Source organism: Pseudomonas sp. P9_31 (genome assembly GCF_034008235.1).
GTDB lineage: Bacteria > Pseudomonadota > Gammaproteobacteria > Pseudomonadales > Pseudomonadaceae > Aquipseudomonas.
Window position 1 is genome coordinate 1,042,770 of record NZ_CP125375.1, and the last position, 25,728, is coordinate 1,068,497.

Consider the following 25,728-nt stretch of genomic DNA (forward strand, 5'->3'; position numbering starts at 1 on the left):
CATAAAAAAGGCCGCGATCCATTTGGATCGCGGCCTTTTTGTTGACTTCAGTTTAAGCGTCAGACCGCATCCAGCTCTGGCTCATCAGCTTGTACAACAACGGTAGCCTTCACTTCATCGTGACGACGGATGTACTTCCAGTCCGCCTCGTCGATGTAGATGCCATTCGGGCCGCTGCCACCTTCCAGGTCGATGGCGACACTGGCGCAGACTTGCGGTTTCACACTCGCCAGAATCGGCACGAAGCCCAGTTGCAGGCTGGTTTCCAGCAGCGCTGCCTGGTTCTTCTCGTCGATGTCCGCCGCCTCGTCGAGGTAGTACGGCAGGCGCACGCGACCGGCCTGGTCGCGGTCCATCAAGTGCAGCAACAAGTACATGTTGGTCAGCGCCTTGATGGTCATGGTGGTGCCGTTGGACGCCGCGCCGTCGATGTCGGTGTGGATCACCGGCGATCCGTTGACCTTGGTGATCTCGAACGCCAGTTCGAACAAGTCCTTGAGTCCGAGCTGGTTGTGGTTGGCCGCCACCAGCCGCGCCAGGTATTCCTTGGCTTCTTCGTTTTTGTTGTCCTGATCGGCGCTTTGACTCAGGTCGAAGACGGAGAGGGTTTCGCCTTCTTCGTATTGGCCGGCGCTGTGGATGATCTGGTCAATGTGCTTGAGCGCTTCCTTGTTCGGCGCGAGCACGATACGGAAGCTCTGCAGGTTGGAGACCTGACGCTTGTTGATCTCACGGTTGAACAGCGCCAGTTGATGCTCGAGGCTGTCGTAGTCGCTGCGGATGTTGCGCAGGGTCCGGGCGATGTCGGTCACAGCCGCACGGCGCGCCTTGCCGAGGGTCAGGGCTTCGTCGGTGCGGTGTGCATACGCGTTGATCAGCAGTTGCAGGCGACGTTCCATATCGTCTTCGCTGTCGAACTTGGCCACACCTTTGAGGCGAACCTGCGCGTAGAGCGCTTCGATTTGCCCGTCGCTGCGCAGCAAACCTTGCCAGCTGTCCTGATAGTCGTTGAGCAGCGGCAGCAGGTTGTCCATGGAATCGTCGACCGGGTCCATGAACGGCGTGCCGAAGGGCAGGTCGGCCGGCAGCAGCTGACGGCGGCGCAGGGCGTCGTCGAGGGTGCGTTGCTTGGCTTCCATGTCGCCGATCTGCCGGCCGACCAGTTGCAGCTTGGCCGACAGTTGCTGGACGCGTTCGGTGAAGGCATCGCTGGAACGCTTCAATTCGTCCTGAGCCGCTTCCATCTGCGCCAGTTGCTCAAGCTTGTCGCCTTCTTCGGCGCTCAGGGTTTGCGCGCGGCGGAAATCTTCCAAGGCTTTCTGCGCATCCAGCACTTGCTGGTACAGCGCTTCGGTCTGGGTCTTGCTGGCTGCGCGATCCGCGGCAACAGCTTGCTGGGTTTTCAGTTGTTTGAGCTCTTTGTCCAGACGCTCTTTCTGATCGCGCAATGCCGCACGGTCAGCCAGGGCTTGCAGCGCTGGAGGCTCAATGTGCGAGATGTCGATGGACAGGCCCGGCACTTCGAAGCGCTCGCCTTTGAAGCCATCGAGGATCAGCTCCATGGATTTGACCCACTGGCCGTCCTCATCCAGCGCGATGCCGTGCTCGCCCAGTGGCAGGCTGAACAGCGCGCTGTTGAACAGCCGCATCAGGCGCTCGACGTCTTGCTGCGAGAACTCTTCGCGCAGACGGGCGTAGCTGTTGTTGTCGGCGTGATCGAGTTGTTGCTTGACCGACTTCAGGCGTTTTTCCAGATCCCGCAGACGCTCTTCCAGGTCTTCGGCAGAGAACTGCCGTGACTGGGCCAGCGCACCGGCCAGTTCGTCGTGCGCGTCCTTGGCCGCGAGCAGTTGCTGCTCGAGGACTTTGACGTCATCGACCAGGGCGAAGCGATGCTTGAGCACCGACAACTCGCCGAGCCAGCGCTGGATGCCGGTGATTTCTCGCTCCAGACGCATCAGCTCCTGAGTACCGCCGCGTTGATCGTTTTGCAGGGCGTCCTGCTCGTTGCGGTAGTGCTCGGCCTGAACCGTCAGTTCTTCCTTGCGCGCACTGGCGTAATCCGACCAGGTGCCAAGCAAGGAGTCGAGAAGCGGCGAGATCCGGTGCAGTTTGCCGCGCAGGATATTGCGCTGGGCCACGCCAGCGGCCAGTGCTTCAACCAGTGGGCCAGCGGTGACCAGCGAGTTGTAATCCTGCTCCATGCGGCGAACATCGCGGAAGGCTTCTTCGCACGCGGCGATGTAATCGACACTGCCGGAACGCAGGCTGTGTTCGAAGGCATCGAGAAACAGCTGCTTGAGCTTGGCCGCGGTGATTTCGCGCATGTGCAGCAAGTTGATGAACAGGGCGCGGAAGGTCTTCAGGCTCTGCTCGCTGGTGGAGCGCAGCGGGATCAGCGTCAGGTCCAGCGGAATCGAGGTGTGGCCGCCCACCAGCAAACGACGCAGTTCATCCGGCTTGAGTTCGTAGGCTTTCAGGCCTTCGCGTTCAAGGTTGGTGAACAGTTCTTTCTGACGCAGGCAGGTGTCGTTTTTCTGGTAATGGGCCAGGTCGAGCTTGCCGGCGTAGGCAAAGAACTGGTGACCGAAACCGCCGCCCGGGCCGCGGCCGACCACGCCGATCACGTGCGGGCCGTGGGGCAGGGAAACTTCGACCAGGATGTAACTGGTGTCCGAGGCGAAGTAGAAACGCCGGGATTGCTCCAGGCTGTACTTGCCGAAACTCATGTCCGACATGCGCGCCAGAATCGGGAACTGCAAGGCGTTGATCGAGGCGGATTTACCGAGGTTGTTCGCGCCGTAAACCGACAGCGGCTCTTCCAGCGGGAACAGGCCGAGGCTGTAACCGGCGGTGTTCAAAAGGGCAAAGCGGCGAATGCCGTAGCGTTCCTTGCTCATGCGTCGGTCTCCTGTTCTTCGGCAATGGCGCGGGCCATGGCGTCTTCTTCGCTTTCTTCCTCGAAGTCACTCAAGTCGAGCGGATCATCGGTTTGCAGTAATTTTTCGTCGCTATCGTCGTCGATCAACACTGGAACCGGCAGAGGCAACACGCTGTGCAGGCTGGCCGCCAGATCGCGGTCCTGCTGAACCGACAGGCACACGTCGAGGAAACGGTGCATCGGCGGCAGGAAACGGTAGATGCCGGTCTCTTCGCTGGCGAATCCGAGCTGGGTCATGCGGCGCATGATTTTTTCTTCGAGTTCTTCGACGGTCTGCACTTCGGCCTGGATAAACAGGTCGCGGTATTTCTCCAGCAGCGATGGCAATTCATCGCGGCCGAGGCTGCCCCCATCCAGCACGGCGACCGGGTCGCGGCCCTGATCGGCCAGATGCTCGACGAGAATGAAGGTGAACAGCGCCAGACGTTGCGCGGTCTTGTTCACTGCCGCAGCAGCGAGGTCCGGCACGAAGTAGTAGAAACCACGTGTGTCGCAGACCAGCTCAAAGCCCAACGCCTTGAACAGCGTGCGGTACTGGTCCTGGAAGTTAGACAGTTGCGCGTACAGCTCCGGATCGCGGCGGCTGACGTGGTAGCCCTTGAACAGCTCGCGAAAGATCGGCGCCAGCTGGGACAGTTCGTTTAGATCAAGATGCATGTGGGGTGCTCGCAGAATCCTCGGCGGTGTCGCGGGCCGAGAGCAGGGCGAAGGAGCGCAGGCTGACCTGGTGCTCATGAGTGTGGTAATCGCGGCGTTCCAGACGCTCGCGCTTGAAGCGTTTTTCCCGCGACAGGCGCGAGAACCAGTACAGCAATTCGTCGGTGGCGCCGTCCGGCTCCTGCTCCAGCAGCCAGGTCATCAGGTCTGGCATCGGCAGGGCGTCTTCGCAGCGCTCGAGCATTTCCCGAACCGTGCGTGGTGCGCGCGGGGCTTCGCCTTTCTGGGTCTTGTGAGCCTTGGGAAAACGCGCCGGTTTTGGCTCGAAACGGGCCAGAGCGTACACATAGGCTTCGACCTGACTGGCGCTGCCGAGGAAGGTGCTTTGCGGACGAGTGAACAGCGGCATTGCGGCTTGCGGCACCGCATCGATGCCTTTTCGACGAATGGCCGACAGCGCGAGCGCCGCGCCACGGGTCACAGCGTTGTGCCGACGCGCTTCTTCGCGCAGCGGCAGCAGCAGTTCACGGGCATGACGCAAGGTCAGCTGGGCGCTGGTCTGCATTTCGAGGATTCGTGCGTGGGTGCGCAGCAGCATGTCGTCGTCGACCAAGTGGCCGAGACGCTGCTGTTCGGTGAGCATCTTCAGCAGGACGTTTTCGACCTTGCGCACGCCTTGTTCGAAGGCGCCGTCGGCGTTCACCAACTGGATCATCGGTTCGACGTATTCGTCCCAGGTCGCGAGCACTTCAGCGTAGCGCTGACGCAGCGGAATCTGCCGGTCACTGGTCTTGGCCCGCTCGGCGACGGCCACCAGGGCCTGTTCGTCGTTGGCGAGTTTCTTCAGAACGTCGCGCACGCGCATGTCGAGCAGGCGCAGCTGACGTGCCAGGTCGTTGCCGTCGCGAATGTCAAAGGCGTCCTGGATGTAACCGGCCAGGCGCTCGAGGTGGCGCAGGTAGGCTTCGATTTCCAGGCACAAGCCCAGACGGTGCTCACGACGCAGGTAAGCGAGGAAGTCGTGAATCTGCGCGTTGAGCTCGAAACGGTTCGGGCTTTTCGCCACGGGTACCAGAATGTCGAGGCGGATCCACACGTCCAGCAGGCTGGTGATGTCCTGCGGTGTACTGTCCAGTTGCTGGGCGGCCAACTGTGAACGCAGTTCGTTGAGGCTCAGGGTGCCTTGGTCGAAGTGCTCGCACAGTGGCTCCAGAAGTGCCCAGTGTTCAGCGAGGGCGCGCAAGACGCGCTTGGGTTCGATCATCGGAATGGCCGGCTGGTTGGCGATTAAAAGCCGCGATTGTACTGCATCGCAGCCGTGTCGATTCACTCTCGGGACGGACTGTTGGTTTTCTATCGATCAAGCGCGGGCGATCTTGAGCGAAGGGCGGTAGAATCACCGCACTTTAGTTATCCACAAGTGGCCGACCTTTGCTTATCGAGTCCCGTCGCCGCGCTTATTTGGCCGCCATGCAGGTGGTCAACTGGCTGCCGCGCACCGAATTGCCCTTTGCTGCGCCGTCGCGGCCCGAGCTCCTGGAGATGCCTGAACCGTTGGTCATCGCCCCGGTTGCGCCGGCTCCCGTGGCTGATGCGTCAGTGGAACCTGCGGTCAAACCGGCCGAGCGGGTGAAAATCGAGGTGCCGCGTCCATCATTGTCGAGCACGCGCACCGGGGCCAAAGTGGTGGAGGAAGCCGAAGAAGCGCCGGTTATCGCCAAGGCTCCTCAGGTTCCGCCACCGCGTTTCGCCCTGCAATTGCTGCGCGCCGGTCGTTGCCTGTTACTGGTGGAGTTACCCACAGGCGAAACCTTCCAGACCCGCGATCCGGCCTATCTATTGCTCAAGGACATGCTGCGCGCCGCCGGTCTGCCGGACAGCCCGCAGATCGTCGGCGAGCCGGTGCGCTGGCCGCTGCTGACGCGCGGGACCATGGATCAGGGGCCGGAAGCGGCTCGGGATTTCGTACAGGGCTTTCTGTCGGCCCGACTGGAAGACGCTCCGTGCGTCTGCCTGTGGCTGATCGGCCTGCCGGCGGTGCGTTTTGCCGGTGAGGCGAACGCCGAATCCTTCAACCGTGAACTCCAGGTCGAAGGCCTGGGCTCGGTCTGGGCCTTGCCGGGTCTGGAATTATTAATGGAAGAGCCACAGCGTAAGGCTGATGTCTGGCAAGCCATGCGTCGGCTGATGGCGCGTTGGAAAGAATCGAATGAGTGACGCTGTATCGTTCCGCCCGATGACCGAGGCGGACCTGGACGCTGTACTGAAAATCGAATATGCGGCCTACAGCCATCCCTGGACCCGCGGGATTTTTCTCGATGGCCTGGGCAAGTACCAGATCTGGCTGATGTTCGAAGGGCAGCAGCAGGTCGGCCACGGTGTGGTGCAGATCATTCTTGACGAGGCGCATCTGCTGAACATCACCGTCAAACCGGAAAACCAGGGCCGTGGCCTGGGTTTGACGCTGCTGGAGCATTTGATGTCGATTGCCTACAAGGCGCAGGCGCGTGAATGTTTTCTGGAAGTGCGCGACAGCAACCGGGCGGCGTTTCGGTTGTATGAGCGGTATGGGTTCAATGAGGTCGGGCGTCGACGGGATTACTACCCAGCGGTGGGTGGACGGGAAGATGCGGTGGTCATGGCCTGCACTTTGGTTGATTGATCCCCAGTAGGAGCTGCCGAAGGCTGCGATCTTTTGATCTTCCATAGGCGCGCCATCGCAAAGATCAAAAGATCGCAGCCTTCGGCGGCTCCTTGGCATCCGGTCAGACCTGTAGATCAGCGCTTGCTGTCTAACGGATCGCGCTGCGCCAACTCCGCTTCATCCAGCCCATTGCCCCCGCCGATGTCGTCCTCATCGACAATGCTCAGATCCCAATCCGCCTGGCCGCCTTCACCTTCTTCGTGGGCATCCCGTGCGCCGTCTTCACGAATGAGGGTTTCCGGGCTCATGTCATCGTCGGTGGATTCATTGTCCCCGGTCATGCCAGCTTCACGGATGCGCTTGTCGGGCATCTTCTGCGCACGCTCGGGTTCGGGGATCAGGTCGCCGATTCTGGCGCCGGGTTCTTCTTCGTCGAAGTCCAGCTCACGCACCGAGCGGTCCTCGTCGTCGTCGATGGCCTTGGGTTGCACCGGATCGACCGGACGTCGTGAATCAGTCATGGTAATTCCTCATACTGTAGGCCTTACTACAGTTGACCCACTGGGCTGCTGAGAATTCCACCGGTATGGAGCGCCGGGCAAATGCATCAGGGGGTATCTACATCGCGCGCGTGACCCCGACAGACGGTTGTCTGTCAAAGAAGCGCATCATTCTCGAGGCTTCATTGCATGAACGACTTACAAGATCTGATTGATAACAACGAACGCTGGGCTGACGCGATCACCAAAGAAGATCCTGACTTTTTCGCCAAACTGGCCCGTCAGCAAACACCGGAATTCCTGTGGATCGGCTGCTCCGACGCTCGCGTGCCGGCCAACGAGATTGTTGGCATGCTGCCGGGCGACCTGTTTGTCCACCGCAACGTGGCCAACGTGGTGTTGCACACTGACCTCAACTGCCTGTCGGTCATTCAGTACGCAGTCGATGTACTCAAGGTCAAACACATCCTCGTCACCGGCCACTACGGTTGCGGTGGTGTACGTGCATCGATGCAGGATCGTCAGTTGGGCTTGATCGACGGTTGGCTGCGCTCGATTCGCGATCTCTATTATGAAAAACGCGACGAACTGGCCAAGTTGGCCACTGAAGAAGAACGGGTCGACCGCCTCTGCGAACTCAACGTGATTCAGCAGGTCGCCAACGTCGGTCACACCAGCATTGTGCAAAACGCCTGGCACCGTGGGCAGAGCCTGTCGATCCACGGTTGCATCTACGGCATCAAGGACGGTCGCTGGAAAAGCCTGAACGCCACCATCAGCGGTTTCGAACAGTTGCCGCCGCAGTACCGTTTGCGTCCGGTCGAGGCGTTGTAAAGCCGCTCGGGCTTCTGTTCAGCAGAGGCGCCGCCGATGCGTCCGGCAAATACGGCTGATACGTGGTAAGTCGCACAGGGCAGCAATCCCGCATGAGCCGTGGCTCATGCGGGAAAGGCTTTCATCGTTTTACTGGTGCGGGGCAGCGGCGGAGGTCACAAGGGACGGGGCCTGCAGTTGTTTCAGCTCAGATTTGACCGGCGCTGTTGCGCACTTGGCCACCGCTTGTTCAGGCGTCAGGTTGCGGATCGAGATGTAGAACAGCTCGCAGGTTTTTTCTTTCTGGGTCACTTGCCAGGTTTGAGTACAGCGCTTCAGCTGATCGGCTGGGTTGCTGCCGGGTTTGCTGCCCATCCCGGCCTGCCAGCACGCGGCGCTCAAATCCTGCCCCATGACTTTCAGCCCCGCGGCGTCGGCCTTGGCCTGCGCATCGTCGCCGTTATAGGCTTCGGGGTCGGCGGCGTACCAGATGTAGCTCGGGTGGTTGGAACCCAGTACGGGTACCGCCACGCCCTTGCTCGGGATGATGGTTGCCAGGCCCAGCACGTCCACGGTCTGCCCGTATTGTTGCTTGATCCAGTTACGCACCGGTGAACCAAAGGCGACCATTGGCAATGCAGCGCCTTTGGCATTCTGGCTGACTTCCTTGACCATGGTGGTCTGGTAGTCCGTGAAGTAGTTGTAGACGCCTTCCAGATCCTTGCCGGCGGTGGACGGCGCGGCAATCGGCGCGATGTCGATGATGGTCTGATAGGCCGGCGTCTGGTCGGCGGGAATGTTGTTGGCGGTCAGCAGCGCGGCCCAGCGATCGGTGGTCTTGGACTCCAGATAGTCCTGGGCCTGGGTCAGTGAGTAATCTGGCGGGAAGTGCAGCAGTTCGACGCTTTTGCGGTTTTCCAGCGCCATACCCAGCGGCAGGAACAGGTACCAGTTATAAGTCCATTTACCATCGGCACTCAGTTTGCTGGCGCCGTTGTAAGCCAGATCCCCTGCCTTGAGCAATGCGGTCAGTGGCTTGTCGTAGCCTTTGGGCACACCGCTGATAGTGGCGTAGAGCTGCTTGTTGTCGGTTTTGACCACCACTTTTGCGGCTTTGTAGCCATCGCGTTGTACGCTTTGGGTCAAGTAATGCTCGACGGTCTGCTCCAGTGTCCAGTTACGAAAGCAGATGACGTTGCAGTTGTTGGGGTAGGCGAACAGCCGGGTGACGCGTTCGGTACTGCCCAGATTCAGATCGACATCGGCGTGGGCGGCGGCACTCAGGGTGAGTGCGGCGAGAGTGAGTCCTGCGAGTTTGAACATGCTCAGATCCTTTTCAGCGTGAGCCCTCGGAGGCGGGGCGAGTACATACTGAAACTACTTGTGTCGAGCGGTCTAGTACCCACGTGAAAAGATCGTCAGTAATGTGTGTGCGGGCTTGCTCGCGAAAGCGGAGTATCAGGCGACATCTCTATCGACTGGAAGACCGCTTTCGCGAGCAAGCCCGCTTCCACACTGGATTTGTGGTGATTTGAAGGTCTGTTTAAGGCATTACCGGCGCCATATACGTAAGCGTCGTCCCCAGCGCCCACAGCAGAAACAGCACCAGTGGCGCATGCACCAGCAATTGCACGAACGAAAATCCGATCAGGTCCCGGGCCTTCAACCCGAGCACGCCCAGTAGCGGCAGCATGTAGAACGGGTTGATCAGGTTCGGCAGGGCTTCGGCGGCGTTGTAAATCTGCACGGCCCAGCCCAGATGGTAGTTCAGGTCATTGGCCACTTGCATGACGTACGGCGCTTCAATAATCCATTTGCCGCCGCCGGACGGGATGAAGAAACCGAGGATGGCCGAGTACACCCCCATCAGCAGGGCGTAGGTGTCGTGGGACGCGATTTGCGCTTGGGACTATGGTCTAACGGGTTGTCCACACGCGCATTTGCGTAGACCATGGGCGCCTTGGTTTTTTGCCTGCCAGAGTTCTTTTCCATGACTGCCAACACTGATGCGCGCCCGGCGCCCTTCACCCGCTCGGACTACAAGACCCTGGGGCTTGCAGCTCTGGGCGGTGCGCTGGAAATCTACGACTTCATCATTTTCGTATTTTTCGCGCTGACCCTCAGCCAACTGTTCTTCCCGCCGGAAATGCCCGAGTGGCTGCGCCTGCTGCAAAGCTTCGGGATCTTCGTCACCGGCTACCTGGCGCGCCCGTTGGGCGGGATTCTGATGGCACATTTCGCCGACCGGTTGGGGCGCAAGAAGGTGTTCAGCCTGAGCATCCTGATGATGGCGTTGCCGTGTCTGCTGATCGGGATCATGCCGACCTATGCCCAGATCGGCTATTTCGCACCGCTGTTGCTGTTGGCCCTGAGGGTCCTGCAAGGCGCGGCGGTGGGCGGTGAAGTGCCCAGCGCCTGGGTGTTCGTCGCCGAACACGCGCCGGTCGGGCATCGCGGTTATGCCCTCGGTTTTCTGCAGGCCGGGCTGACCTTCGGCTACCTGATCGGCGCTTTGACGGCGACTTTCCTGACACAGGCGTTCACCCCCACGGAAGTCCTCGATTACGCCTGGCGTTACCCGTTTCTGCTGGGCGGCGTGTTTGGCGTTATCAGTGTCTGGCTGCGCCGCTGGCTCAGCGAAACCCCGGTGTTCATGGCGATGCAGGCCCAGCGCGAGGCGGCTGTCGAACTGCCGCTGCGTACGGTCCTGCGTGAGCACCGCCTGGCGATGGTGCCGGCGATGATCCTCACCTGCGTGTTGACCTCGGCGGTGGTGGTGTTCGTGGTCATCACCCCGACCATGATGCAGAAAACCTTCGGCATGACCGCCAGCCACACCTTCGCCCTGAGTGCCTTGGGCATCGTCTTTCTGAACATCGGCTGCGTGCTCGCCGGGCTGTTGGTCGACCGCATCGGCGCCTGGCGCACGGTGATGCTGTATAGCCTGCTGCTGCCTCTGGGCATCGGCGTGCTCTACAGCAGCCTGATCATTGAAAGCCAGTGGGCCGGTCTGGCCTATGCGGTGGCCGGCCTCGGTTGCGGGGTCGTGGGCGCCGTGCCGTCGGTGATGGTCAGCCTGTTTCCGGCGCGGATTCGCGTTTCGGGGATTTCCTTCACCTACAATATTGCCTACGCCGCCTGGGCCAGTATCACGCCGCTGTTGCTGATCGGTCTGATGCCGTGGAGTCCGTGGATTTGCGTGATCTTCTGCGCGGCGATGGGGGCGGTGGGCATCGGCAGCGCGGCATATTTCGGCGCGCGGATGCCGCGAATTGGACGCTGTTCAGTGGCTCGCGCGGTATGAGGGTATTCGTACTGCCACTATTTTTGTAGGACAGTCCTGAAACACTCTTCAGAAAATATCCCCAAGGCCGATGGCTAGGCTGTATACCGCTTTCTATCTCTGCCATCGGTGCTTTCCCATGTTCAACAAACGCTTGAAGCAGGAGCTGTCGGCTCTTCGCGAAGAACTCTCCAGCCTTTTGCAAGTCAAGGAGAGTCTGGAAAGTGAGATGCTGGTCCTGACCCTCGATCCCGATGGGCGAATTCAATCGGCCAACCAAAACTTCATCGGCGAGATGCTCTACAAAAGCAACGACCTGATCGGCCGGAATATTGAAGACATCGTCCCGGTCCATGTGAGGTCGGACGAGTTCCACCACCGTTTCAAGGCCGCGCTGAACCGTGGCGAGCACTTTGCCGGTGCGGTACGTTTGCTGCGCGGTAACGGTGCTGAAGCCTGGCTGCGTTCGATCATGCAGCCGGTGCGCTCGTCGGACGGCCAGATCAAACAATTTTCGATTTTTGCCAGCGACCTGACCCGTACCATCGAGGCGTCCCGTGAGCATGAGAACCTGATTGGCGCACTGGTGCGCTCGACGGCGGTGATCGAGTTCGACCTCAATGGCAACGTGCTGATGGCCAACGAGCGGTTCCTCAACGGCATGGGGTACAGCCTGGCGCAGATCCAGGGCAAACATCACCGCATCTTCTGCGCACCAGAGGAATACAACAGCGCCGAGTATCAGGACTTCTGGCGCCGCCTGAACGCCGGCGAGTTTGTGGCTGACCGCTTCAAGCGCGTCGACAGCCACGGTCGTGTGGTCTGGCTGGAGGCTTCCTACAACCCGGTGGTCGACGCCAACAACAAGCTTTACAAAGTGGTGAAATTTGCCACGGTGATTACCGATCAGGTGAATCAGGAGCGCGCTGTCTCCGAAGCGGCCAACATCGCCTACGGCACTTCTCAGCAAACCGACCAGAGTGCACAGCGCGGTACTGCCGTGGTGACCCAGGCCGTGGACGTGATGCGTGATTTGGCCAAACACATGCAAACCGCCGGCGAAGGCATCGAAGCGCTGAACGAGCAATCGCTGGTGATCGGCACCATCGTCAAAACCATCAGCGGCATCGCCGAACAGACCAACCTGCTGGCGCTCAACGCGGCCATCGAAGCGGCTCGCGCTGGTGAACAGGGGCGGGGTTTTGCCGTGGTGGCTGACGAAGTCCGGCAACTGGCCTCGCGCACCAGCCAGGCGACCGATGAAATTGTCGGCGTCGTACGCCAGAACCAGGACATGGCGCGCAACGCCGTGGCACTGATGACCGACGGTAAACTCCAGGCGGAACAGGGTTTGGCGCTGGCGGCAGAAGCGGGGACGGTGATCGTCGAAATCCAGGACGGGGCGCAAAAAGTGGTGAACGCGGTCGGGCAGTTTGCCAACCAATTATCGACTTGATGTCCTCCATTCAGGCGTGGGTAGCCCTCAAAAAGGGGCTACCTGCTTCAAACCAGGCCTCATGTTTTCCGGGGATGGCCTGAATTTCCCGGTAAGCCTTTCCTCATTCCTGCGTACGACTCAATCCCCCAACGCTTCCCCCTCTCGCCGTGGATCGGCCCCGCCGGCCAACGCCGCTTTCCCCTGCGCATCCTTGACCCGAACAACCGCCTGAGTCCCGCTGGTCATGTCGATCTCGTTCACACTGTGCCCTTTGTCTTTCAGTGCCTGAATCAGCGCCGGGCTGAACTGCCCCAGTTCCAGTTCTGTCGGGCCGTTGCGGCTGCCGAAGTTGGGCAGGTTGATGGCGGCTTGTGGGTCCAGGTTCCAGTCGAGCAGGCCAATGGTGGATTTGGCCACGTACTCGATGATCTGCGAGCCGCCGGGCGAGCCGACAGTGGCCACGAACTCGCCGCTCTGGCGGTCGAGGATCAGCGTTGGCGCCATGGACGAGCGCGGGCGTTTACCCGGTTCGACGCGGTTGGCGACCTTTTGCCCGTGCTCTTCGGGGATGAACGAGAAGTCGGTCATCTGGTTGTTGAGCAGAAAACCCTGGACCATCAAGTGTGAGCCAAATGCCGCTTCCACGGTGGTGGTCATGGACACGGCGCCGCCCTCGTCATCGACCGCCACCACCTGCGAGGTGGAGATGCGCAGCGGCGAGCGGTCCGGCGCGTAGGCGACCTGAATGCCCGGCGGGGTGCCGGGTTTGGCCTGGCCCATGCTGCGCTCGCCAATCAAGGTTGCGCGGGTCGCCAGATAAGTCGGGTCGACCAACCCTCTGACTGGCACGGGTACGAAGTCGGTGTCAGCGACGTACTGCGCGCGATCGGCGTAAGCCAGGCGCTCGGCTTCGGCGATCAGGTGCACGGCTTCAGGGGCTGGCTCTATGCCCGCCGGTTTGCTGGTCTTGACCGGTTTGAGTGGCGCCAGGGCAAAGCGTGGGTCGCGAGTTTCCAGGGCCTGCAAGGTGCCAAGGATCTGCGCCACGGCGATCCCCCCCGATGACGGCGGCGGCATGCCGCAAACTTGCCAGCGTTTGTAGTCGGTGCACAGCGGCGCGCGTTCCTTGGCCTTGTAGTCCTGGAGATCGTTCAGCGACAGGCTGCCGGGGTTGGTATGGCCTTGAACCTTGGCGACGATTTCTTTTGCGATCGGCCCTGTGTACAGCGCGTCGGGGCCTTCCTTGGCGATGCGTTTGAACACCGCGGCGAGTGCCGGGTTTTTCAGCTGCGTACCGACGGCTTTCGGGTGGCCATCGGCAGTCAGAAAGTAGGCGGCCATGTCCGGTGAGCGCTGGATAAACACGTCGGTCGCGATCAACTGATGCAGTCGTGGCGAGATGGCGAAGCCTTGTTCCGCGAGTTTGATGGCCGGTTCGAACAGCTTCGCCCACGGCAGGCGACCGTGCTTGCGATGGGCCAGCTCCAGTGCCCGCAACACGCCCGGCGTGCCCACTGAGCGCCCGCCGATCTGCGCCTGGGTGAACGGCATCGGTGTGCCGTCGGCTTGCAGGAACAGTTTCTCGTTGGCGCCGGCCGGAGCGGTTTCGCGACCGTCGTAAGTGCGCACAGCCTTGCCATCCCACAGCACGATCAACGCGCCGCCACCGATACCCGATGATTGCGGTTCGACCAGCGTCAACACCGCTTGCATGGCAATGGCTGCGTCAATCGCCGAGCCTCCCGCACGCAACATCTCCCGCCCGGCTTCAGCTGCCAGCGGATTGGCGGCTGCGGCCATGTGTTTGGAGGCGTACCGGGTTTGCAGGTCGGTGCGATAACCGGCGGCGATTTCCGGCGCGACCGGCAGGGTCGAGACCGAAGGCGAAGAGGGTGGGGCATTACACGCGGCGAGGGTTAAAGCGGTGGCAATCAGCGAAAGGGCTGATAGGCAATAGCGGCTCAAGCGCAAGGTTGAGAACACGCGGGGCACTCCGTCCGTGGGATAAAAGGTCCGGGGACTTTATCGGCCTGAGGGGGAGGGACGCAAATCACGTCTGCCGTCCTGAAACGAATGCCACTTTTTTCGAGGCATAAAAAAACGGCCTACCTTTCGGTAAGCCGTTTTTAGTACTTGGTGGCTACACAGGGACTTGAACCCCGGACCCCAGCATTATGAATGCTATGCTCTAACCAACTGAGCTATGTAGCCAAGTGGCGCGCATTATTCACCTGTAACGAAGATGCGTCAAGCGTAAATCTAAAATATTTCTCCACACTTTCAACCGCTTATCCCCCTGGCCCGAAAAATCGGGCCAGGGGAGGGCGTCAACTGAGCTGAAATCTTCCGGTATTCGCACTCAAGGCCTTACTGCCCTGGCTCAAGGTGTCTGCCGCCAGGTTCACTGCCCGTGCGCCTTCAAGCAGGCGTAAAGCGGCCTGATCGACTTGCTGGATGTTGCCGCTGACTTCATCGGCGGTACTCGCTTGCTCTTCGACAGCGGTGGCAATTTGCGCCAGGGTGTCGGTGACGCTCTGCACCGCGCTGGCGATTTCCCCCAGGCGTTCACCGAGACCGGTGACGGCTTGCGCATCCGATTGTGCCTGGCCGCAGGCGGCTTCCATCAGGCTTACCGCTTCGTTCACGGTGCTGCGCAGGCTGTCGACGGTGCCGGCGATCTGCGCGGTGGAGGACTGGGTGCGTTGCGACAGGCTGCGTACTTCATCGGCCACCACCGCAAAGCCGCGACCTTGCTCGCCGGCCCGTGCGGCCTCGATGGCGGCGTTGAGGGCCAGCAGATTGGTCTGCTCGGCGACGCCGCGAATCGTATCGACCACCAATTGAATCTGCTGGCCTTGTTCGCTGACCCGACCCAATGCTGCTGCAGTGTCGTTCAAACGCTGATTGAGCTGCTGAATACTCGCCGTCGTGCGTTGGCTGTCGCGGCTGCTGTCGGCGGCGATGCGCTGGGTGTGCTGAGCGCTGCCAGACGCCTGTTCGCAACTCTGGGCGACCCCTTGGGAGGTCGCGGCCAATTGCGTGGCCGCTGCGGCGATCTGGCTGATCTGCAACTGCTGGGCCTCGACTTCGCCGAGGGCGCCGCTGGAGTGATCGTTGAGGGTGCGTACCGCGTTACTCAGCTGCAGGGTTTCGTGATCGACCCCCAGCAAACTGTTGCGCAGTTGCACCACGGCGACGTTAAGCGCGGTGCTGATCGCTGCCAGTTCGTCGCGGCCCTGCACTGGTACTTGCAGGCTCAGGTTGCCGTCGCGCAATGCTTCGGCCAACAGCGTGATGCCGCTGGCGCTGCGACGGATCGAGGCCTGTAAACAGATGAACAGGTACAACGCGGCCAGCAGCAGGCAGCCAAAAATTATCGCCACCACGATGAACTGGCGGATGGCCGAGCCGTGGTAATAATCCAGCCGTTGATCCAGCGAAACCAACGATTGCTGACGCATCGAGGCGAGGTTGCCGAGCAGGGCATCGAGGCTGCGTTCGAAGTCCTCCGGTTTAAGGTTGATGCTGCCGCCGAAGACGCCGTCGTCCAGCACCTTCAAACCGGCATCCAGATGTTTGAGGCTGTCGTGGTATTGCCCGGCCCAGGTTTGCAAGGCGCTGGGCAGGCGTGCTTCCAGCAGGCTGGCGGTTTTCACCAGCTGCTCCCGGGCATCGCCGATGCGGCTGCGCAAGTCCCGCAGTTGCAGACGGCTTTGCAGGGTGAACTGCCCGGACACCACCGATGCCTGGCCGACTGCGGCGAGGCGGCCGACCCGTTCGATCAGGTCCGGTGCATGCTGGGTTGAAATCTGCGTCAGCAGCCAGGTTTCCAGCCATGGTGCCAGGGTCAGGCGATTATCCATCGCGATTTGTTCGCGCAAGGCTTGCAGAGCGCTCAAGGCATTGGTGAAGCGATCGTAACCGTCCGGCCACCAACCGACGCTGCTCAGGCTTTTCGAGTCCAGGCCGGTGAGGGCGGTTTGCAGGGTTTGATAGCGGGCAAGGGTTTCGCCCTCGGCGCCTTCGGTTTTCAGGGCATTGCCCAAGTCCGTGGTGGCTTGGGCCACAGCCGGCTGAACCGTGTCGAACGCTGCCATCGCCGCGATGGTTGCGGGTGTCGGCTGGCGATTGGTTTCGGTGGCGCGCCAGCGCGCGGCGCGGTCACGCTGGGCGGCGAGCAGGTTGTCGAGCGCATCCAGGGCGAGCAATTGACGAACCCCGGCACGTTCGCCGGAGATCAGGCTCAACTTGTCACGATAGTCTTGCCCGATCATCCACAGGCTGCCAGCGAGTGGCAGGATAAACAGTAGAAACAGCAACTGAAATTTTCGCGCGAAGCCGAAACGCCCCAGCAGCCCGATCCCCGGTGATAAAAAAGCCTGCATGCCCCATGACTCCTCTGGACACCACGCACCATTGGCGTGCGTCGAGGTCATTGAGACCGCGACTTGTGTCCTTCTAAAAGGCCTCGAAAGTTCACCTTGGTCCGCTCTGTAGGCCGACTCTGTAGCGAAACTTCCCATTCTCGGTCCCCTTTATAAGGGGCCGCGTTGAAGCAGATAAGCAAGGCAAGATTCAGACCATGGCGTTGGGCTATCACCTTTTTTGAGGTCGTTAGCAGGCTAAGGGGATGGCGCTGTTGCACCGAAAAATGGCACATTGACCGACACTGCCAGTGTGCACCCATCCGCAGTACGGAAACTCTCATGGCTATCAGTAACGCTCCGTCCGCCTCGACATCGGCGCCCACTACTTCACAAAACAGTCCGCTGGTCATGCGCATCATCGGCGCGGTGGCACTGGCGCATCTGATCAACGACCTGATTCAGGCGGTGCTGCCGTCGATCTATCCGATGCTCAAGGCCAACTATGGCCTGAGCTTCACTCAGGTCGGCCTGATCACCCTGACCTTTCAACTGACGGCCTCGCTGTTGCAACCGTGGGTCGGCTACCACACTGATCGCTATCCCAAACCCTGGCTATTGCCGGCCGGTACCGTCTGCACATTGGTCGGCATTCTGATGATGTCTGTGGTCGGTAGCTTTGCGATGATTTTGCTGGCGGCGGGGTTGATCGGTATCGGCTCGTCGACCTTTCACCCGGAAGCTTCTCGCGTGGCGCGACTGGCCTCGGGTGGGCGCTTTGGCTTGGCGCAGTCGACATTTCAGGTCGGCGGTAATGCGGGCTCGGCCTTCGGGCCGTTGCTGGCGGCGACGATCATCATTCCCTACGGGCAGGGCCATGTGGCCTGGTTCGGATTGTTCGCGCTGTTTGCGTTATTCGTGCTGTACCGGATCAGCCGCTGGTACGCCAATCACTTGAATCTGTTCAAGCTCAAACAAGGTCATGCAGCGACTCACGGCTTGTCGAAAGGCCGGGTGATCAGCGCACTGGTGGTGCTCGGGTTGCTGGTGTTCTCCAAGTATTTCTACATGGCCAGTTTCACCAGTTACTTCACGTTCTACCTGATCGAGAAATTCGACCTGTCGGTGGCCAGCTCGCAGCTGCATCTGTTCCTGTTTCTAGGTGCGGTAGCGGCGGGGACCTTCTTCGGCGGGCCGATCGGCGACAAGATCGGGCGCAAGGCGGTGATCTGGTTCTCAATCCTCGGCGTCGCACCGTTCACCCTGATCCTGCCTCATGTCGACCTGTTCTGGACCAGTATCCTGAGCGTGGTGATTGGTTTCATCCTTGCCTCGGCGTTCTCGGCCATTGTGGTGTATGCGCAAGAACTGGTGCCGGGGAATGTCGGAATGATTGCCGGGGTGTTCTTCGGTCTGATGTTCGGTTTCGGCGGGATTGGCGCGGCGTTGCTTGGGTATTTGGCGGATATTCACGGTATTGAGTACGTGTACTTCCTGTGTTCGTTCTTGCCGCTGCTTGGGGTCTTGGCGATCTTCCTGCCACGGACCAAAAAAGTCTGACCGGGACCTGCGGCAGGCTATTTTGGCCGAGAGTTGGTGAAGAACAAGCTGCTGACCTGTCACGCTGGCGATATCATCGTCAGTCTGGACGCTCAAGTCAGCGGCGGGCATCGGACCGCAGCGCTCGGTGTCTTCCATGATCATCAAGTCTCAAGGAACATAGGCCCATGAATCTCTACAGTCAGTATGCGTTGGCCTGCGTGGGGATGATGCTGCTGTACATTTGCGTAAGGCGCTACGTACTCAGGAAATGGCTGGGTATTGCTCTGGTCGGTTTGGGCTTTGGTGTGATGTTTGTGCTGCCGCCCTACATTGTCGGCATCGATGTCGGGATCTTTGCAATCGCGGTAGTGGGGGCGGGGTCTTCGATGTTCTTCAATCGGAGTAAGTACCGAGTATGACAATAACGGTAGTGGCACACCGGTTTCACTGGGCTGGATGACGAAGGGAGGCCGGTACGACCAGCGTTTGCAGCAACCGCTTTTGATATGCCGGATGTCCTTTTCGCTCGTGAGCGCTCTCGTAAATAGGAAAAGCCCGCCTGTATCAATACACGCGGGCTTTTCCATGCTTGGTTAATTCATCGCATCAAATGCACTTCAAATCGTCAATGACGACTTTGCTGATCAACTCGTCTCTATCTTTTGCGATTTGTTTGAATGACGCTTTGAATTTTGAGCGGTCTCCTGCCTGATAAGCTTTCGACATGGCCGTGCTATTTCCAAGGGACGAACCGTCCGCACTATAGAACCGCACACCCATGGTTAAAAACATTTTGCATGATTTTGAGTACGTCACATAACCATTCAGATCGAACCTGTCGTCCAGACTCGCTTCCAGTTTCACCTGATCCAGGGTGGCCACACTAGATACTGCCGGGCTTACTTCGACTTTCATTTCCTGAAACCCGTTTCTCACCGAAGTGCGAAGATTGTTGATGCCATCCCTAATTGGATTACTGCATCCTGACAAAAATAAAATACAAATCGGGAGTGCCACGGCTAATTTCTTCATGTATTTCTCCTTTAGATAAAACTGTGCGCGATGGCACGTGATGGGTGGGGCAATACAGTTCAGGCGCACATTAATCGCCTCGATTCAAGCTTGCCCCAGTTTCCTCATCGTTGACTTAGGCAACGTCGGGGCATCAAGAAGAATCGAATCAAGGCGCTTGCGGATGTCAGAAACAATTTGCCCCAGGACAGCCTCGTCCTCGCAGCTGGCAATTTCGTCCTGAGTTTCACTGGATATCGCACCGGGCTTCTTGGCGGTGTCTTTGTGCCCAGCAGCGCGGGTGTCGAAGTTGAGGGAGGTCTGTACCGAACTCAAGATCAAGGTCAGGATTGATATGAATCCGGTGACATATTGGAGCCAGACGAGCGAGGACTCATTGATTGAGCTAAAGACGCTGGCGCTGACTACCGCTGACAGCGCCACGCAGGGAATGCCCAGTTGCCAACTGAACTTCGCGAAATCCCGGGCACTGATTTCGTGTTCAATCTGCAACCGCACGATCATGCGATTCCATTTGCTTAGTAGCTCGAGCCGACCCATGGTTGCAATCCTTTGCCGGGGGTTCAGGGGAATACTAGTTACCATTTGGCCACCTATCAGGGCTCAGGGTCAAGAACATGTAGCACTTGCTGAGAGGCGATTTCGGGATGGATGTGCAGTTCGCCATGGCCCCACAGTTCGACCCTTCCAACGCCTGTTTCCGGCTCGACTGGACGCCACAGATGGACACCCGCGTGTCAGCCAACAGCTCCGGCTGTCGCAGATCTGCGGTGAAACACAATACTTGTGGGAGGGGCCGGTGTACCCGATGTTGAGTTTCAACGGGGCAATTTTCAGGCACAAAAAAGCCGCGTCGAGACGCGGCTTTTTCTTGGGTGTTTCTTTACAGGCTCAGGTACTGCTTTTGCGGAAACTGCCGGGTGTGATGCCCACTACTTTTTTGAAGGCCCGGGTCATGTGGCTTTGATCGAAGAAGCCGCAAGCGAATGATGCTTCGGTGAGACTGGACCCGGTGCGCAGCAGTTTTTGGACCTGAGAGATCCTTTTCTGGATTTGATAGCTGTGGGGGGAGACGCCAACGCTTTTTTTGAACACCCGAATCAGGTAGAGCGGGTCCAGGTTGACCAGTTGCGCCAATTCTTCCAGAGACAGATGTTGGTCGAACTCGTCTTCGAGCTTCCTCTTGATCCTTTGCACGGCGTGCTGCTCAGTCGCACTGACCGGTTCGATGGGCGCGCCGCTGCGCTCGAAGAGCTGCGTCACCAGATCCAGCAGAATAGTTTCCCGTTCAAGGCTGGAGGGGGATTTTTCAATGATTTGATGTTGATGCAAAAAGGTCCGGGCGAAGTCGGGGGACTGGCTCAGAGCTGTTTGAAAAAGATGGATATGATCGTCTGAAAAACGCCCTTGAAACACCATCCGATTGACCCATTCGGGGTCGATATAGAGCATTCGATACATCCAGCCCTCATCATGACCTGGCAAGCCGTCGTGGATCTCCCCGGGAGTAATGGTGACCACACTTCCAGCGATCCCCATGTAGTAGCTGCCGCGATAAAAAAGTTTTTCAACACCGCTACTTATAACGCCGATAGCGTACCGGTCATGTGAATGTCGGCCGAAAGATTGAGTACTGTAACGTGCAGATAACAACTCACAGTCGCCTTCGGGTATACGCCGGAATTGAACAAAGTCCTTGTCTTTTTGAGGGGCTTTGTCACGGCGATTCTCGTCCATGAGTTGTCCAGTTTTGTGCAATACGTATGAAAAAAAGGTCGCTAAATTTAGCACCTATTTCATAACACAAGCTAGGGGATGCGATGTCTACAAAATTGGTTGTTGGGGATTTTAATAAGTCTTCGTGGTCATTTCGTGCGTGGCTGGTTCTTGTGACAGCGGATGTTGCGTTTGAAACCCTTCAGATCAAACTGGAACAAAGCGACACCCGCCAGCGCATTCTGGAGCACTCGCCTTCCGGTAAGGTACCGGCGCTGCTGCTTGATGATGTCGTCATCAACGACAGCCTGGCCATCAGCGAATACGTTGCCGACACATATCCGGCCGCCAACCTTTGGCCCCTGGATTCACGGGTCAAGGCCCTGGCACGAGCTGCTGCGGCAGAGATGCACTCCGGCTTCACCCACTTGCGCACGCAGATGTCGTTTGGCCTGAACACCGGTGACATCCCAGAAAGCCTGACCGCCGAGACCCGAGAGGAAATCATGCGGGTATTCGCTATCTGGAACCAGCTCCGTGAGGTGAGCGGCTCAACACAGTTTCTCTGTGGTGACTTCGGCATTGTTGATGCGATGTTTGTTCCGGTGGTGTTCCGCTTCCGTCGTTATGGTATTGCCATCCCTACGCAACTGCAGGGTTATGTCGAAAACATTCTGGCTTATGCGCCGGTACAACAATGGTTGAAGTTGGCCGCGCAAGAAATTTAAAGAGCTGCATTGCTGCTAACTATTAAAGCCAATTAAAAATTAGTTATTTTTTGACTCGTGGCAGAAAAGACCCTTGAGGCTTTCTGCTTTGTCGAGCCAGATATTTTTTGCCGGGGGGATAAGTTGTGAGTGTTCATAAAGTTAATGCCGGTCTTTATCAATGAGGCTTCTCATGTCGACTAATAACAATCGGGCAATCATTGAATTGACCATCGGTGGACTGATGCTCAGTCTGTCTGCTCTAGCGGTCGCTTTCGCCCATATCGGTGCGGGTGGCGCAGGGTTCTATCGGATGGTGTTCGCCTCGATCCTGTTCTTCCTGCTGCTCAAGGTGCGCAAAACACCGGTGCTGCTCAAAAGCGCCAAGGCGCAGCTGTACACCGCGTTGGCTGGGGTGTTCTTGGCCATTGACCTGGTGCTTTGGCACCAGAGCATCTATATCGTTGGCCCGGGCATCGGGTCGATCCTGACCAACTGTCAGGTGTTCTTCATGACCCTACTGGGGTTGTACCTGTTGAAGGAAAAACCTTCGATCTACTTCCTGGTATCCATTACCTTGGCATTTGTTGGGCTCTATCTGTTGTTGCTACCCGAGATGACCAGTGCGGTAGGGATCAGGGGCGTGGTGTATGGCGTGCTGTCGGGGCTGGCGTATGCCATCTGCGTGTACTTCCTGAAGATCAACACCCAGTTGCCTGACGGCGGGGGTGACAAGATCGCACAGATGCTCAATTTGAGTCTTTGGGCGGCACTGGTTCTGCTGGCATACGCGCTGGCAACTGGGGAAAGCTTGGCCATCGTGGATGGGCAAACCTTGCTGATGCTGATCATATACGGGGTACTGGTGCAGTTTGTCGGCTGGCTGCTGGTCAACCGTTCGATCGGAGCCATCAGCCTGGGGTTGGCCGGTCTGATCCTGTTACTGGAGCCGGTGATCACGTATTTCATTGATGTCGCCTTTCTCGGCAAGGTCAGCTCCACGCTGCAGATTTGCGGCGCGCTGGTGACTATCTTTGCGGTTTACATCGGCTCAATCAAACCGCCTGAGAAAGCGCACCCTTTACCCGAGGCTACCTGACAGAAGGTGTATCACGGCGGTCTCGTGGATGACGGGCTGCCGTGATCCTGGCCAATGCGATACGCGCAGGCCCGCAAGGTTTGAGCATGATCTCGATCTTTGGCTCGAATCCAAAGCTACCTGAACCTCAACCAAGGAGGGCATTAAAAATCGCTGACTACTTCAGGCCTTCCCAAGGTCACGGATTCCGGCACCAAGGGTCATTCTGGCGTCGGCGCCAACACCCCCGATTCCCAAATCATTAAAATTCCATTGCTTCGGTGGAAGTATTCCGCTCGCCCGTGTTACCCAATATAGGCCGTTTTTGAACCACGCCTGACTCCCCGTTCCCGCAGGCGACGCATGCCATCGGCCGTCGCGCAAGAAAAATGCAAGAGTGACTGGAATCGTGCATTTTCAATCATTTTCAATCATTTTCATTTTTTAACTATGTATATAGTAGTTGCTTCCATAGCGAATTCTTTGCGTTATATCGAATCGACACCAAAAAAGGACTTTACGTAATGACCTCTAACGAAAGATGGTTTTCGACGCAGCACTGCGCGTCATGTGAGAGGAAAAGATTTTATTGATGCAGTCCAGGTCAAACAATGGATCAAGAACTTAGTGGTTCCGCTGGTCGGCTTGGCCATGTTAGATACGGGAACGGAACGGTAAATGAAAGCCTGAACATTCTTTTCGTATTCTGCGCATTTTGTTTGGCTGCCTCGTCAATCTACGGTTCCTGCGATCGACGACGTTTTTTGTAGTCAAACCCAACTGGAGAAGTAATATGTCCGTCAATCTCGTCATCAGCTTTAATGTAAAAGAAGAAAAACTGCAATCGTTCAAGGACATCATGAACGATGTGAAGATCAATCTGCCGAAGGTGGACGGTTGCCAAATGGTCAAGATCCTCAACTACTTGGAAGATCCACTCGCGTTCACGCTGGTGGAAGTTTGGGATTCGCGTGAAATTCACGGCACCCATGTCGACCAAATGGTCTCGAGCGGTCAGTGGAAGGTCATCGTCGAGCATCTGAGCAGCGCGCCGGTCAGCGGCTACTTCAGCGAAGTTTGATGCCGTAACGTCAGCGGCCGGGCGCGTGCGGCGGACCGCGCCGTCTCGGCCATACATGCGCTACTTGCCGTGACGTATTTCTGCTACTTTCCTGGATATCCTCTTCCGTCCCGAACGTCCTACACGCTTGGGCAGCAGCGTGTCGCGCTGCTGGATACCGTCCTGTCCAAATGGGGCGGCCAATTTGTTGAGAAGCCATAGCAATGACACTCGAAGTAGTACCGGCGGCGCTTTATTCGATGCGCAACGTAAAGCCTATCCTCGCTGACGGTAGCTCGTCCATCCTCCATAAAACGCTTGAAACGAACCTGGAAAACAAGGCGATCTATATCGCCACGCCGTTGATCGTCTACATCAAGCAGGGCAAGCAGATTATTCGCGACTATGACGCCATGGCCAATGTCGTCGACGAGAATCATTTGATTTTCCTCTCCAAAGGCGTTTATACGGTATCGGACTACGTCACTGGCAGCGATATCTTCGAGGCGGTGCTGCTGTTTTTCGACGACAAGCTGATCGCCAAATACCTGTCGCGCGCGGCCGGCACAGGCAATTCGCACACGGACGGCCTGCAGAAAAACGTGCACGGCACTTATACCCTGCACGCCAACGAACAGATTCAGCGCTATATCGATTCGCTGAATTATGTCTACAAGGGCGCGGAGGGCTCCGACGCGCTGCTGGAATTGAAACTGCTCGAACTACTGCACCTGATCGCCATCCAGGACAAGTCCTTCCGTTTCCTGCGCGAGCTGTCCTGCGGCGGCAGCCGCAAACGCCGCCTCATCACCGACTTCATGGAGCAGTACTATTCGCACAAGCTGAAGATTGAAGACTATGCCCTGTTGACGGGGCGCAGCGTGTCGACCTTTATCCGCGACTTCAGGCGCAGCTACAACACCACCCCGAATCGCTGGATCATCGAAAAAAAAGTCGACATCGCGCATCAGCTGTTGACGACTAAAAATTATTCCGTCACCGACGCGGCTGCGGAGGTGGGATATGAAAATACCTCCCACTTCATCAAGGTCTACAAGCAACGGTACGGTGTCACGCCGAAGAAAGCCAAGACCTTCGCGGCTGAACTGTAGCGCGACAAGGCCCAAGCCCCCCGCTGGCGCGACAGGGTGTTGTTGGGCGTAGTTGTAGTCGCCGACTAGATTTTGACCCGGGCTGCCGATTCTGCCTGACCCCCGGCCGAACCATCGAAAGCCGCGCTGACCCTCGTTTTGTGCGTAGTAGGCTGGGTCAACGGATTCTGGCACCAAAGGTCAATCTGGCGTCGGCGCCAACACTCACGGCTAATGGTAGAGGCTGCTCGCCCTAGCAGCGTTGCTATGGAACGGATCGAGTTGTCTGCCACCACTGCACGCGAAATCTCTTCGCGCTCAGCCAACGTCAGCGCCAATCTGGACCTGCGGCGTAAAGCTGGTCTGATACCGCCTGTTTCCGCCAAGATGCGCTGTATCGATGAGTGGTTTCGTTCAAATAGTTGGGCGATCTGCTGGAGAGAGTCGCCTTTCCGCCAGTGATCCCACATCAGTTTTTTCTGGCTTTCGGTGTAATAGATCCGAGGTCTCCGCTTCATCTGCAACACGCCTTCTGCTTACACAGAATTTAGTTTCTGGCGGTATTGCCGGAACCGATCTCGATCAGGCTGCCGAAAGCGCAGAGCGCATCTGCAAGGCGATCCAGGGATTGGTGACTGACAGTGACGGCCATAAAGTCGGCGTGACGCTGTCCATCGACATTACGCAATATCGTGCTCAAGAGGCGCTCAGTAACGCCATTGCCCGGGCCGATAAGGCACTCCACAAGGGCAAGTCGGCTGGGCGCAACAGGGTGGAAGTGGCGCTGGCTTGATGGCGTCGGCTGCGCCGTCGAGTGAAGGGCAGATCGCGTTATAGGCGGTAGCCCAAGCAACTGGTCGAT

The 25,728-nt window shown here is 58.4% G+C and carries 21 protein-coding genes, 1 tRNA gene and 4 pseudogenes; 13 read left to right on the forward strand and 13 right to left on the reverse strand.

Annotated features, from left to right (window positions below):
* Nucleotides 1-59: 59 nt before the first annotated feature.
* The 3 genes from mksF to mksB are packed head-to-tail and all read right to left on the reverse strand — an operon-like array spanning nt 60 to nt 4,862.
* Nucleotides 60-2,900, reverse strand: a complete 2,841-nt coding sequence (mksF, locus tag QMK51_RS04815) for an Mks condensin complex protein MksF (protein ID WP_320393303.1) — start codon at nt 2,898-2,900, stop codon at nt 60-62.
* On the reverse strand, nt 2,897-3,598 hold the full coding sequence (gene mksE / locus QMK51_RS04820; protein WP_258699073.1) for an Mks condensin complex protein MksE: 702 nt from the start codon (nt 3,596-3,598) through the stop codon (nt 2,897-2,899). Before mksE ends, mksF begins: the two co-directional genes overlap by 4 nt.
* Nucleotides 3,588-4,862, reverse strand: coding sequence for an Mks condensin complex protein MksB (mksB, locus tag QMK51_RS04825; RefSeq protein ID WP_258699074.1), 1,275 nt, complete (start codon nt 4,860-4,862; stop codon nt 3,588-3,590). Before mksB ends, mksE begins: the two co-directional genes overlap by 11 nt.
* Before the next feature lie 206 nt (nt 4,863-5,068).
* Here mksB and QMK51_RS04830 point away from each other — a divergent pair, with 206 nt between their 5' ends.
* A complete protein-coding gene (locus QMK51_RS04830) occupies nt 5,069-5,815 on the forward strand; it encodes an energy transducer TonB (protein ID WP_258700657.1) in 747 nt (248 codons plus the stop codon).
* Nucleotides 5,808-6,260, forward strand: a complete 453-nt coding sequence (rimI, locus tag QMK51_RS04835) for a ribosomal protein S18-alanine N-acetyltransferase (RefSeq protein ID WP_258699075.1) — start codon at nt 5,808-5,810, stop codon at nt 6,258-6,260. Before QMK51_RS04830 ends, rimI begins: the two co-directional genes overlap by 8 nt.
* Nucleotides 6,261-6,376: 116 nt before the next feature.
* Here rimI and QMK51_RS04840 read toward each other — a convergent pair whose 3' ends face one another.
* A complete protein-coding gene (locus QMK51_RS04840) occupies nt 6,377-6,763 on the reverse strand; it encodes a serine kinase/phosphatase (protein ID WP_320393304.1) in 387 nt (128 codons plus the stop codon).
* A gap of 168 nt (nt 6,764-6,931) precedes the next feature.
* On the opposite strand from QMK51_RS04840, the gene can reads away from it, so the two are divergent.
* Nucleotides 6,932-7,576 (forward strand): carbonate dehydratase, encoded by a 645-nt coding sequence (gene can / locus QMK51_RS04845; protein WP_320393305.1) that lies wholly within the window; start codon nt 6,932-6,934, stop codon nt 7,574-7,576.
* Between the two features lie 129 nt (nt 7,577-7,705).
* On the opposite strand, the gene QMK51_RS04850 is transcribed toward can, so the two are convergent.
* Together QMK51_RS04850 and QMK51_RS04855 are read right to left on the reverse strand one after the other, a co-directional pair.
* Nucleotides 7,706-8,878, reverse strand: a complete 1,173-nt coding sequence (locus QMK51_RS04850) for a hypothetical protein (protein ID WP_320393306.1) — start codon at nt 8,876-8,878, stop codon at nt 7,706-7,708.
* Nucleotides 8,879-9,098: 220 nt separating this feature from the next.
* Nucleotides 9,099-9,455 (reverse strand): annotated as a pseudogene (locus QMK51_RS04855) (TIGR00366 family protein); the annotation flags it as partial.
* A gap of 90 nt (nt 9,456-9,545) precedes the next feature.
* Here QMK51_RS04855 and QMK51_RS04860 point away from each other — a divergent pair.
* The 3 genes and pseudogenes from QMK51_RS04860 to QMK51_RS28900 form a co-directional block, all read left to right on the forward strand.
* The gene (locus QMK51_RS04860; RefSeq protein ID WP_320393307.1) at nt 9,546-10,859 is read left to right on the forward strand and encodes an MFS transporter; all 1,314 of its coding nucleotides are present in this window, start codon (nt 9,546-9,548) and stop codon (nt 10,857-10,859) included.
* Nucleotides 10,860-11,067: 208 nt separating this feature from the next.
* A pseudogene (locus tag QMK51_RS28895) lies at nt 11,068-11,754 on the forward strand (PAS domain-containing protein); the annotation flags it as partial.
* A 105-nt stretch (nt 11,755-11,859) separates the two neighbouring features.
* A pseudogene (locus tag QMK51_RS28900) lies at nt 11,860-12,294 on the forward strand (methyl-accepting chemotaxis protein); the annotation flags it as partial.
* Between the two features lie 120 nt (nt 12,295-12,414).
* Here QMK51_RS28900 and ggt read toward each other — a convergent pair.
* The 3 genes from ggt to QMK51_RS04880 all read right to left on the reverse strand — a co-directional run bounded on the left by ggt (nt 12,415) and on the right by QMK51_RS04880 (nt 16,661).
* Nucleotides 12,415-14,259 (reverse strand): gamma-glutamyltransferase, encoded by a 1,845-nt coding sequence (ggt, locus tag QMK51_RS04870; RefSeq protein ID WP_320393308.1) that lies wholly within the window; start codon nt 14,257-14,259, stop codon nt 12,415-12,417.
* Nucleotides 14,260-14,410: 151 nt separating this feature from the next.
* Nucleotides 14,411-14,487: transfer RNA gene (locus QMK51_RS04875), tRNA-Met, on the reverse strand.
* A gap of 116 nt (nt 14,488-14,603) precedes the next feature.
* The gene (locus QMK51_RS04880; RefSeq protein WP_320393309.1) at nt 14,604-16,661 is read right to left on the reverse strand and encodes a methyl-accepting chemotaxis protein; all 2,058 of its coding nucleotides are present in this window, start codon (nt 16,659-16,661) and stop codon (nt 14,604-14,606) included.
* 321 nt (nt 16,662-16,982) lie between these two features.
* Between QMK51_RS04880 and QMK51_RS04885 the strand changes: the two genes are divergently transcribed.
* Together QMK51_RS04885 and QMK51_RS04890 are read left to right on the forward strand one after the other, a co-directional pair.
* Nucleotides 16,983-18,200: an MFS transporter gene (locus QMK51_RS04885; RefSeq protein WP_320393310.1), complete on the forward strand. Its 1,218-nt coding sequence runs from the start codon at nt 16,983-16,985 to the stop codon at nt 18,198-18,200.
* A gap of 167 nt (nt 18,201-18,367) precedes the next feature.
* Entirely contained in the window at nt 18,368-18,601 is a 234-nt protein-coding gene (locus QMK51_RS04890) for a hypothetical protein (RefSeq protein ID WP_320393311.1), read from the forward strand.
* Nucleotides 18,602-18,788: 187 nt separating this feature from the next.
* Here QMK51_RS04890 and QMK51_RS04895 read toward each other — a convergent pair whose 3' ends face one another.
* The 3 genes from QMK51_RS04895 to QMK51_RS04905 form a co-directional block, all read right to left on the reverse strand.
* Entirely contained in the window at nt 18,789-19,214 is a 426-nt protein-coding gene (locus tag QMK51_RS04895) for a hypothetical protein (protein WP_258699085.1), read from the reverse strand.
* Nucleotides 19,215-19,298: 84 nt separating this feature from the next.
* On the reverse strand, nt 19,299-19,754 hold the full coding sequence (locus tag QMK51_RS04900) for an SLATT domain-containing protein (RefSeq protein WP_320393312.1): 456 nt from the start codon (nt 19,752-19,754) through the stop codon (nt 19,299-19,301).
* A 351-nt stretch (nt 19,755-20,105) separates the two neighbouring features.
* On the reverse strand, nt 20,106-20,951 hold the full coding sequence (locus QMK51_RS04905; protein WP_258699087.1) for an AraC family transcriptional regulator: 846 nt from the start codon (nt 20,949-20,951) through the stop codon (nt 20,106-20,108).
* Between the two features lie 83 nt (nt 20,952-21,034).
* Here QMK51_RS04905 and QMK51_RS04910 point away from each other — a divergent pair, with 83 nt between their 5' ends.
* The 4 genes from QMK51_RS04910 (at nt 21,035) to QMK51_RS04925 (ending at nt 24,887) form a co-directional block, all read left to right on the forward strand.
* The gene (locus QMK51_RS04910) at nt 21,035-21,658 is read left to right on the forward strand and encodes a glutathione S-transferase family protein (protein WP_320393313.1); all 624 of its coding nucleotides are present in this window, start codon (nt 21,035-21,037) and stop codon (nt 21,656-21,658) included.
* A gap of 172 nt (nt 21,659-21,830) precedes the next feature.
* Complete coding sequence (locus tag QMK51_RS04915; RefSeq protein ID WP_320393314.1) at nt 21,831-22,736, forward strand: DMT family transporter; 906 nt, start codon at nt 21,831-21,833, stop codon at nt 22,734-22,736.
* Nucleotides 22,737-23,508: 772 nt separating this feature from the next.
* A complete protein-coding gene (locus QMK51_RS04920; protein WP_320393315.1) occupies nt 23,509-23,796 on the forward strand; it encodes a putative quinol monooxygenase in 288 nt (95 codons plus the stop codon).
* 203 nt (nt 23,797-23,999) lie between these two features.
* Nucleotides 24,000-24,887, forward strand: a complete 888-nt coding sequence (locus QMK51_RS04925; protein WP_320393316.1) for an AraC family transcriptional regulator — start codon at nt 24,000-24,002, stop codon at nt 24,885-24,887.
* Between the two features lie 173 nt (nt 24,888-25,060).
* On the opposite strand, the pseudogene QMK51_RS04930 reads toward QMK51_RS04925, so the two are convergent.
* Nucleotides 25,061-25,384, reverse strand: a pseudogene (locus QMK51_RS04930) (helix-turn-helix domain-containing protein); the annotation flags it as partial.
* Between QMK51_RS04930 and QMK51_RS04935 the strand changes: the two are divergent.
* Nucleotides 25,267-25,659, forward strand: a complete 393-nt coding sequence (locus tag QMK51_RS04935; protein ID WP_320393317.1) for a diguanylate cyclase domain-containing protein — start codon at nt 25,267-25,269, stop codon at nt 25,657-25,659. The pseudogene QMK51_RS04930 and the gene QMK51_RS04935 sit on opposite strands and share 118 nt — an antisense overlap.
* Nucleotides 25,660-25,728: the final 69 nt, after the last annotated feature.

Bases quoted from the DNA above. Each gene is read 5' to 3' on its own strand.
- QMK51_RS04840 (WP_320393304.1), bottom strand. From the start codon at position 6,763: ATGACTGATTCACGACGTCCGGTCGATCCGGTGCAACCCAAGGCCATC.
- QMK51_RS04925 (WP_320393316.1), top strand. From the start codon at position 24,000: ATGACACTCGAAGTAGTACCGGCGGCGCTTTATTCGATGCGCAACGTA.
- QMK51_RS04935 (WP_320393317.1), top strand. From the start codon at position 25,267: ATGAGTGGTTTCGTTCAAATAGTTGGGCGATCTGCTGGAGAGAGTCGC.
- can (WP_320393305.1), top strand. From the start codon at position 6,932: ATGAACGACTTACAAGATCTGATTGATAACAACGAACGCTGGGCTGAC.
- QMK51_RS04915 (WP_320393314.1), top strand. From the start codon at position 21,831: ATGTCGACTAATAACAATCGGGCAATCATTGAATTGACCATCGGTGGA.
- QMK51_RS04895 (WP_258699085.1), bottom strand. From the start codon at position 19,214: ATGAAGAAATTAGCCGTGGCACTCCCGATTTGTATTTTATTTTTGTCA.
- QMK51_RS04905 (WP_258699087.1), bottom strand. From the start codon at position 20,951: ATGGACGAGAATCGCCGTGACAAAGCCCCTCAAAAAGACAAGGACTTT.
- QMK51_RS04890 (WP_320393311.1), top strand. From the start codon at position 18,368: ATGAATCTCTACAGTCAGTATGCGTTGGCCTGCGTGGGGATGATGCTG.
- QMK51_RS04830 (WP_258700657.1), top strand. From the start codon at position 5,069: ATGCAGGTGGTCAACTGGCTGCCGCGCACCGAATTGCCCTTTGCTGCG.
- QMK51_RS04885 (WP_320393310.1), top strand. From the start codon at position 16,983: ATGGCTATCAGTAACGCTCCGTCCGCCTCGACATCGGCGCCCACTACT.
- QMK51_RS04860 (WP_320393307.1), top strand. From the start codon at position 9,546: ATGACTGCCAACACTGATGCGCGCCCGGCGCCCTTCACCCGCTCGGAC.
- QMK51_RS04880 (WP_320393309.1), bottom strand. From the start codon at position 16,661: ATGCAGGCTTTTTTATCACCGGGGATCGGGCTGCTGGGGCGTTTCGGC.
- QMK51_RS04910 (WP_320393313.1), top strand. From the start codon at position 21,035: ATGTCTACAAAATTGGTTGTTGGGGATTTTAATAAGTCTTCGTGGTCA.
- mksB (WP_258699074.1), bottom strand. From the start codon at position 4,862: ATGATCGAACCCAAGCGCGTCTTGCGCGCCCTCGCTGAACACTGGGCA.
- mksE (WP_258699073.1), bottom strand. From the start codon at position 3,598: ATGCATCTTGATCTAAACGAACTGTCCCAGCTGGCGCCGATCTTTCGC.
- mksF (WP_320393303.1), bottom strand. From the start codon at position 2,900: ATGAGCAAGGAACGCTACGGCATTCGCCGCTTTGCCCTTTTGAACACC.
- rimI (WP_258699075.1), top strand. From the start codon at position 5,808: ATGAGTGACGCTGTATCGTTCCGCCCGATGACCGAGGCGGACCTGGAC.
- QMK51_RS04900 (WP_320393312.1), bottom strand. From the start codon at position 19,754: ATGGGTCGGCTCGAGCTACTAAGCAAATGGAATCGCATGATCGTGCGG.
- QMK51_RS04920 (WP_320393315.1), top strand. From the start codon at position 23,509: ATGTCCGTCAATCTCGTCATCAGCTTTAATGTAAAAGAAGAAAAACTG.
- QMK51_RS04850 (WP_320393306.1), bottom strand. From the start codon at position 8,878: ATGTTCAAACTCGCAGGACTCACTCTCGCCGCACTCACCCTGAGTGCC.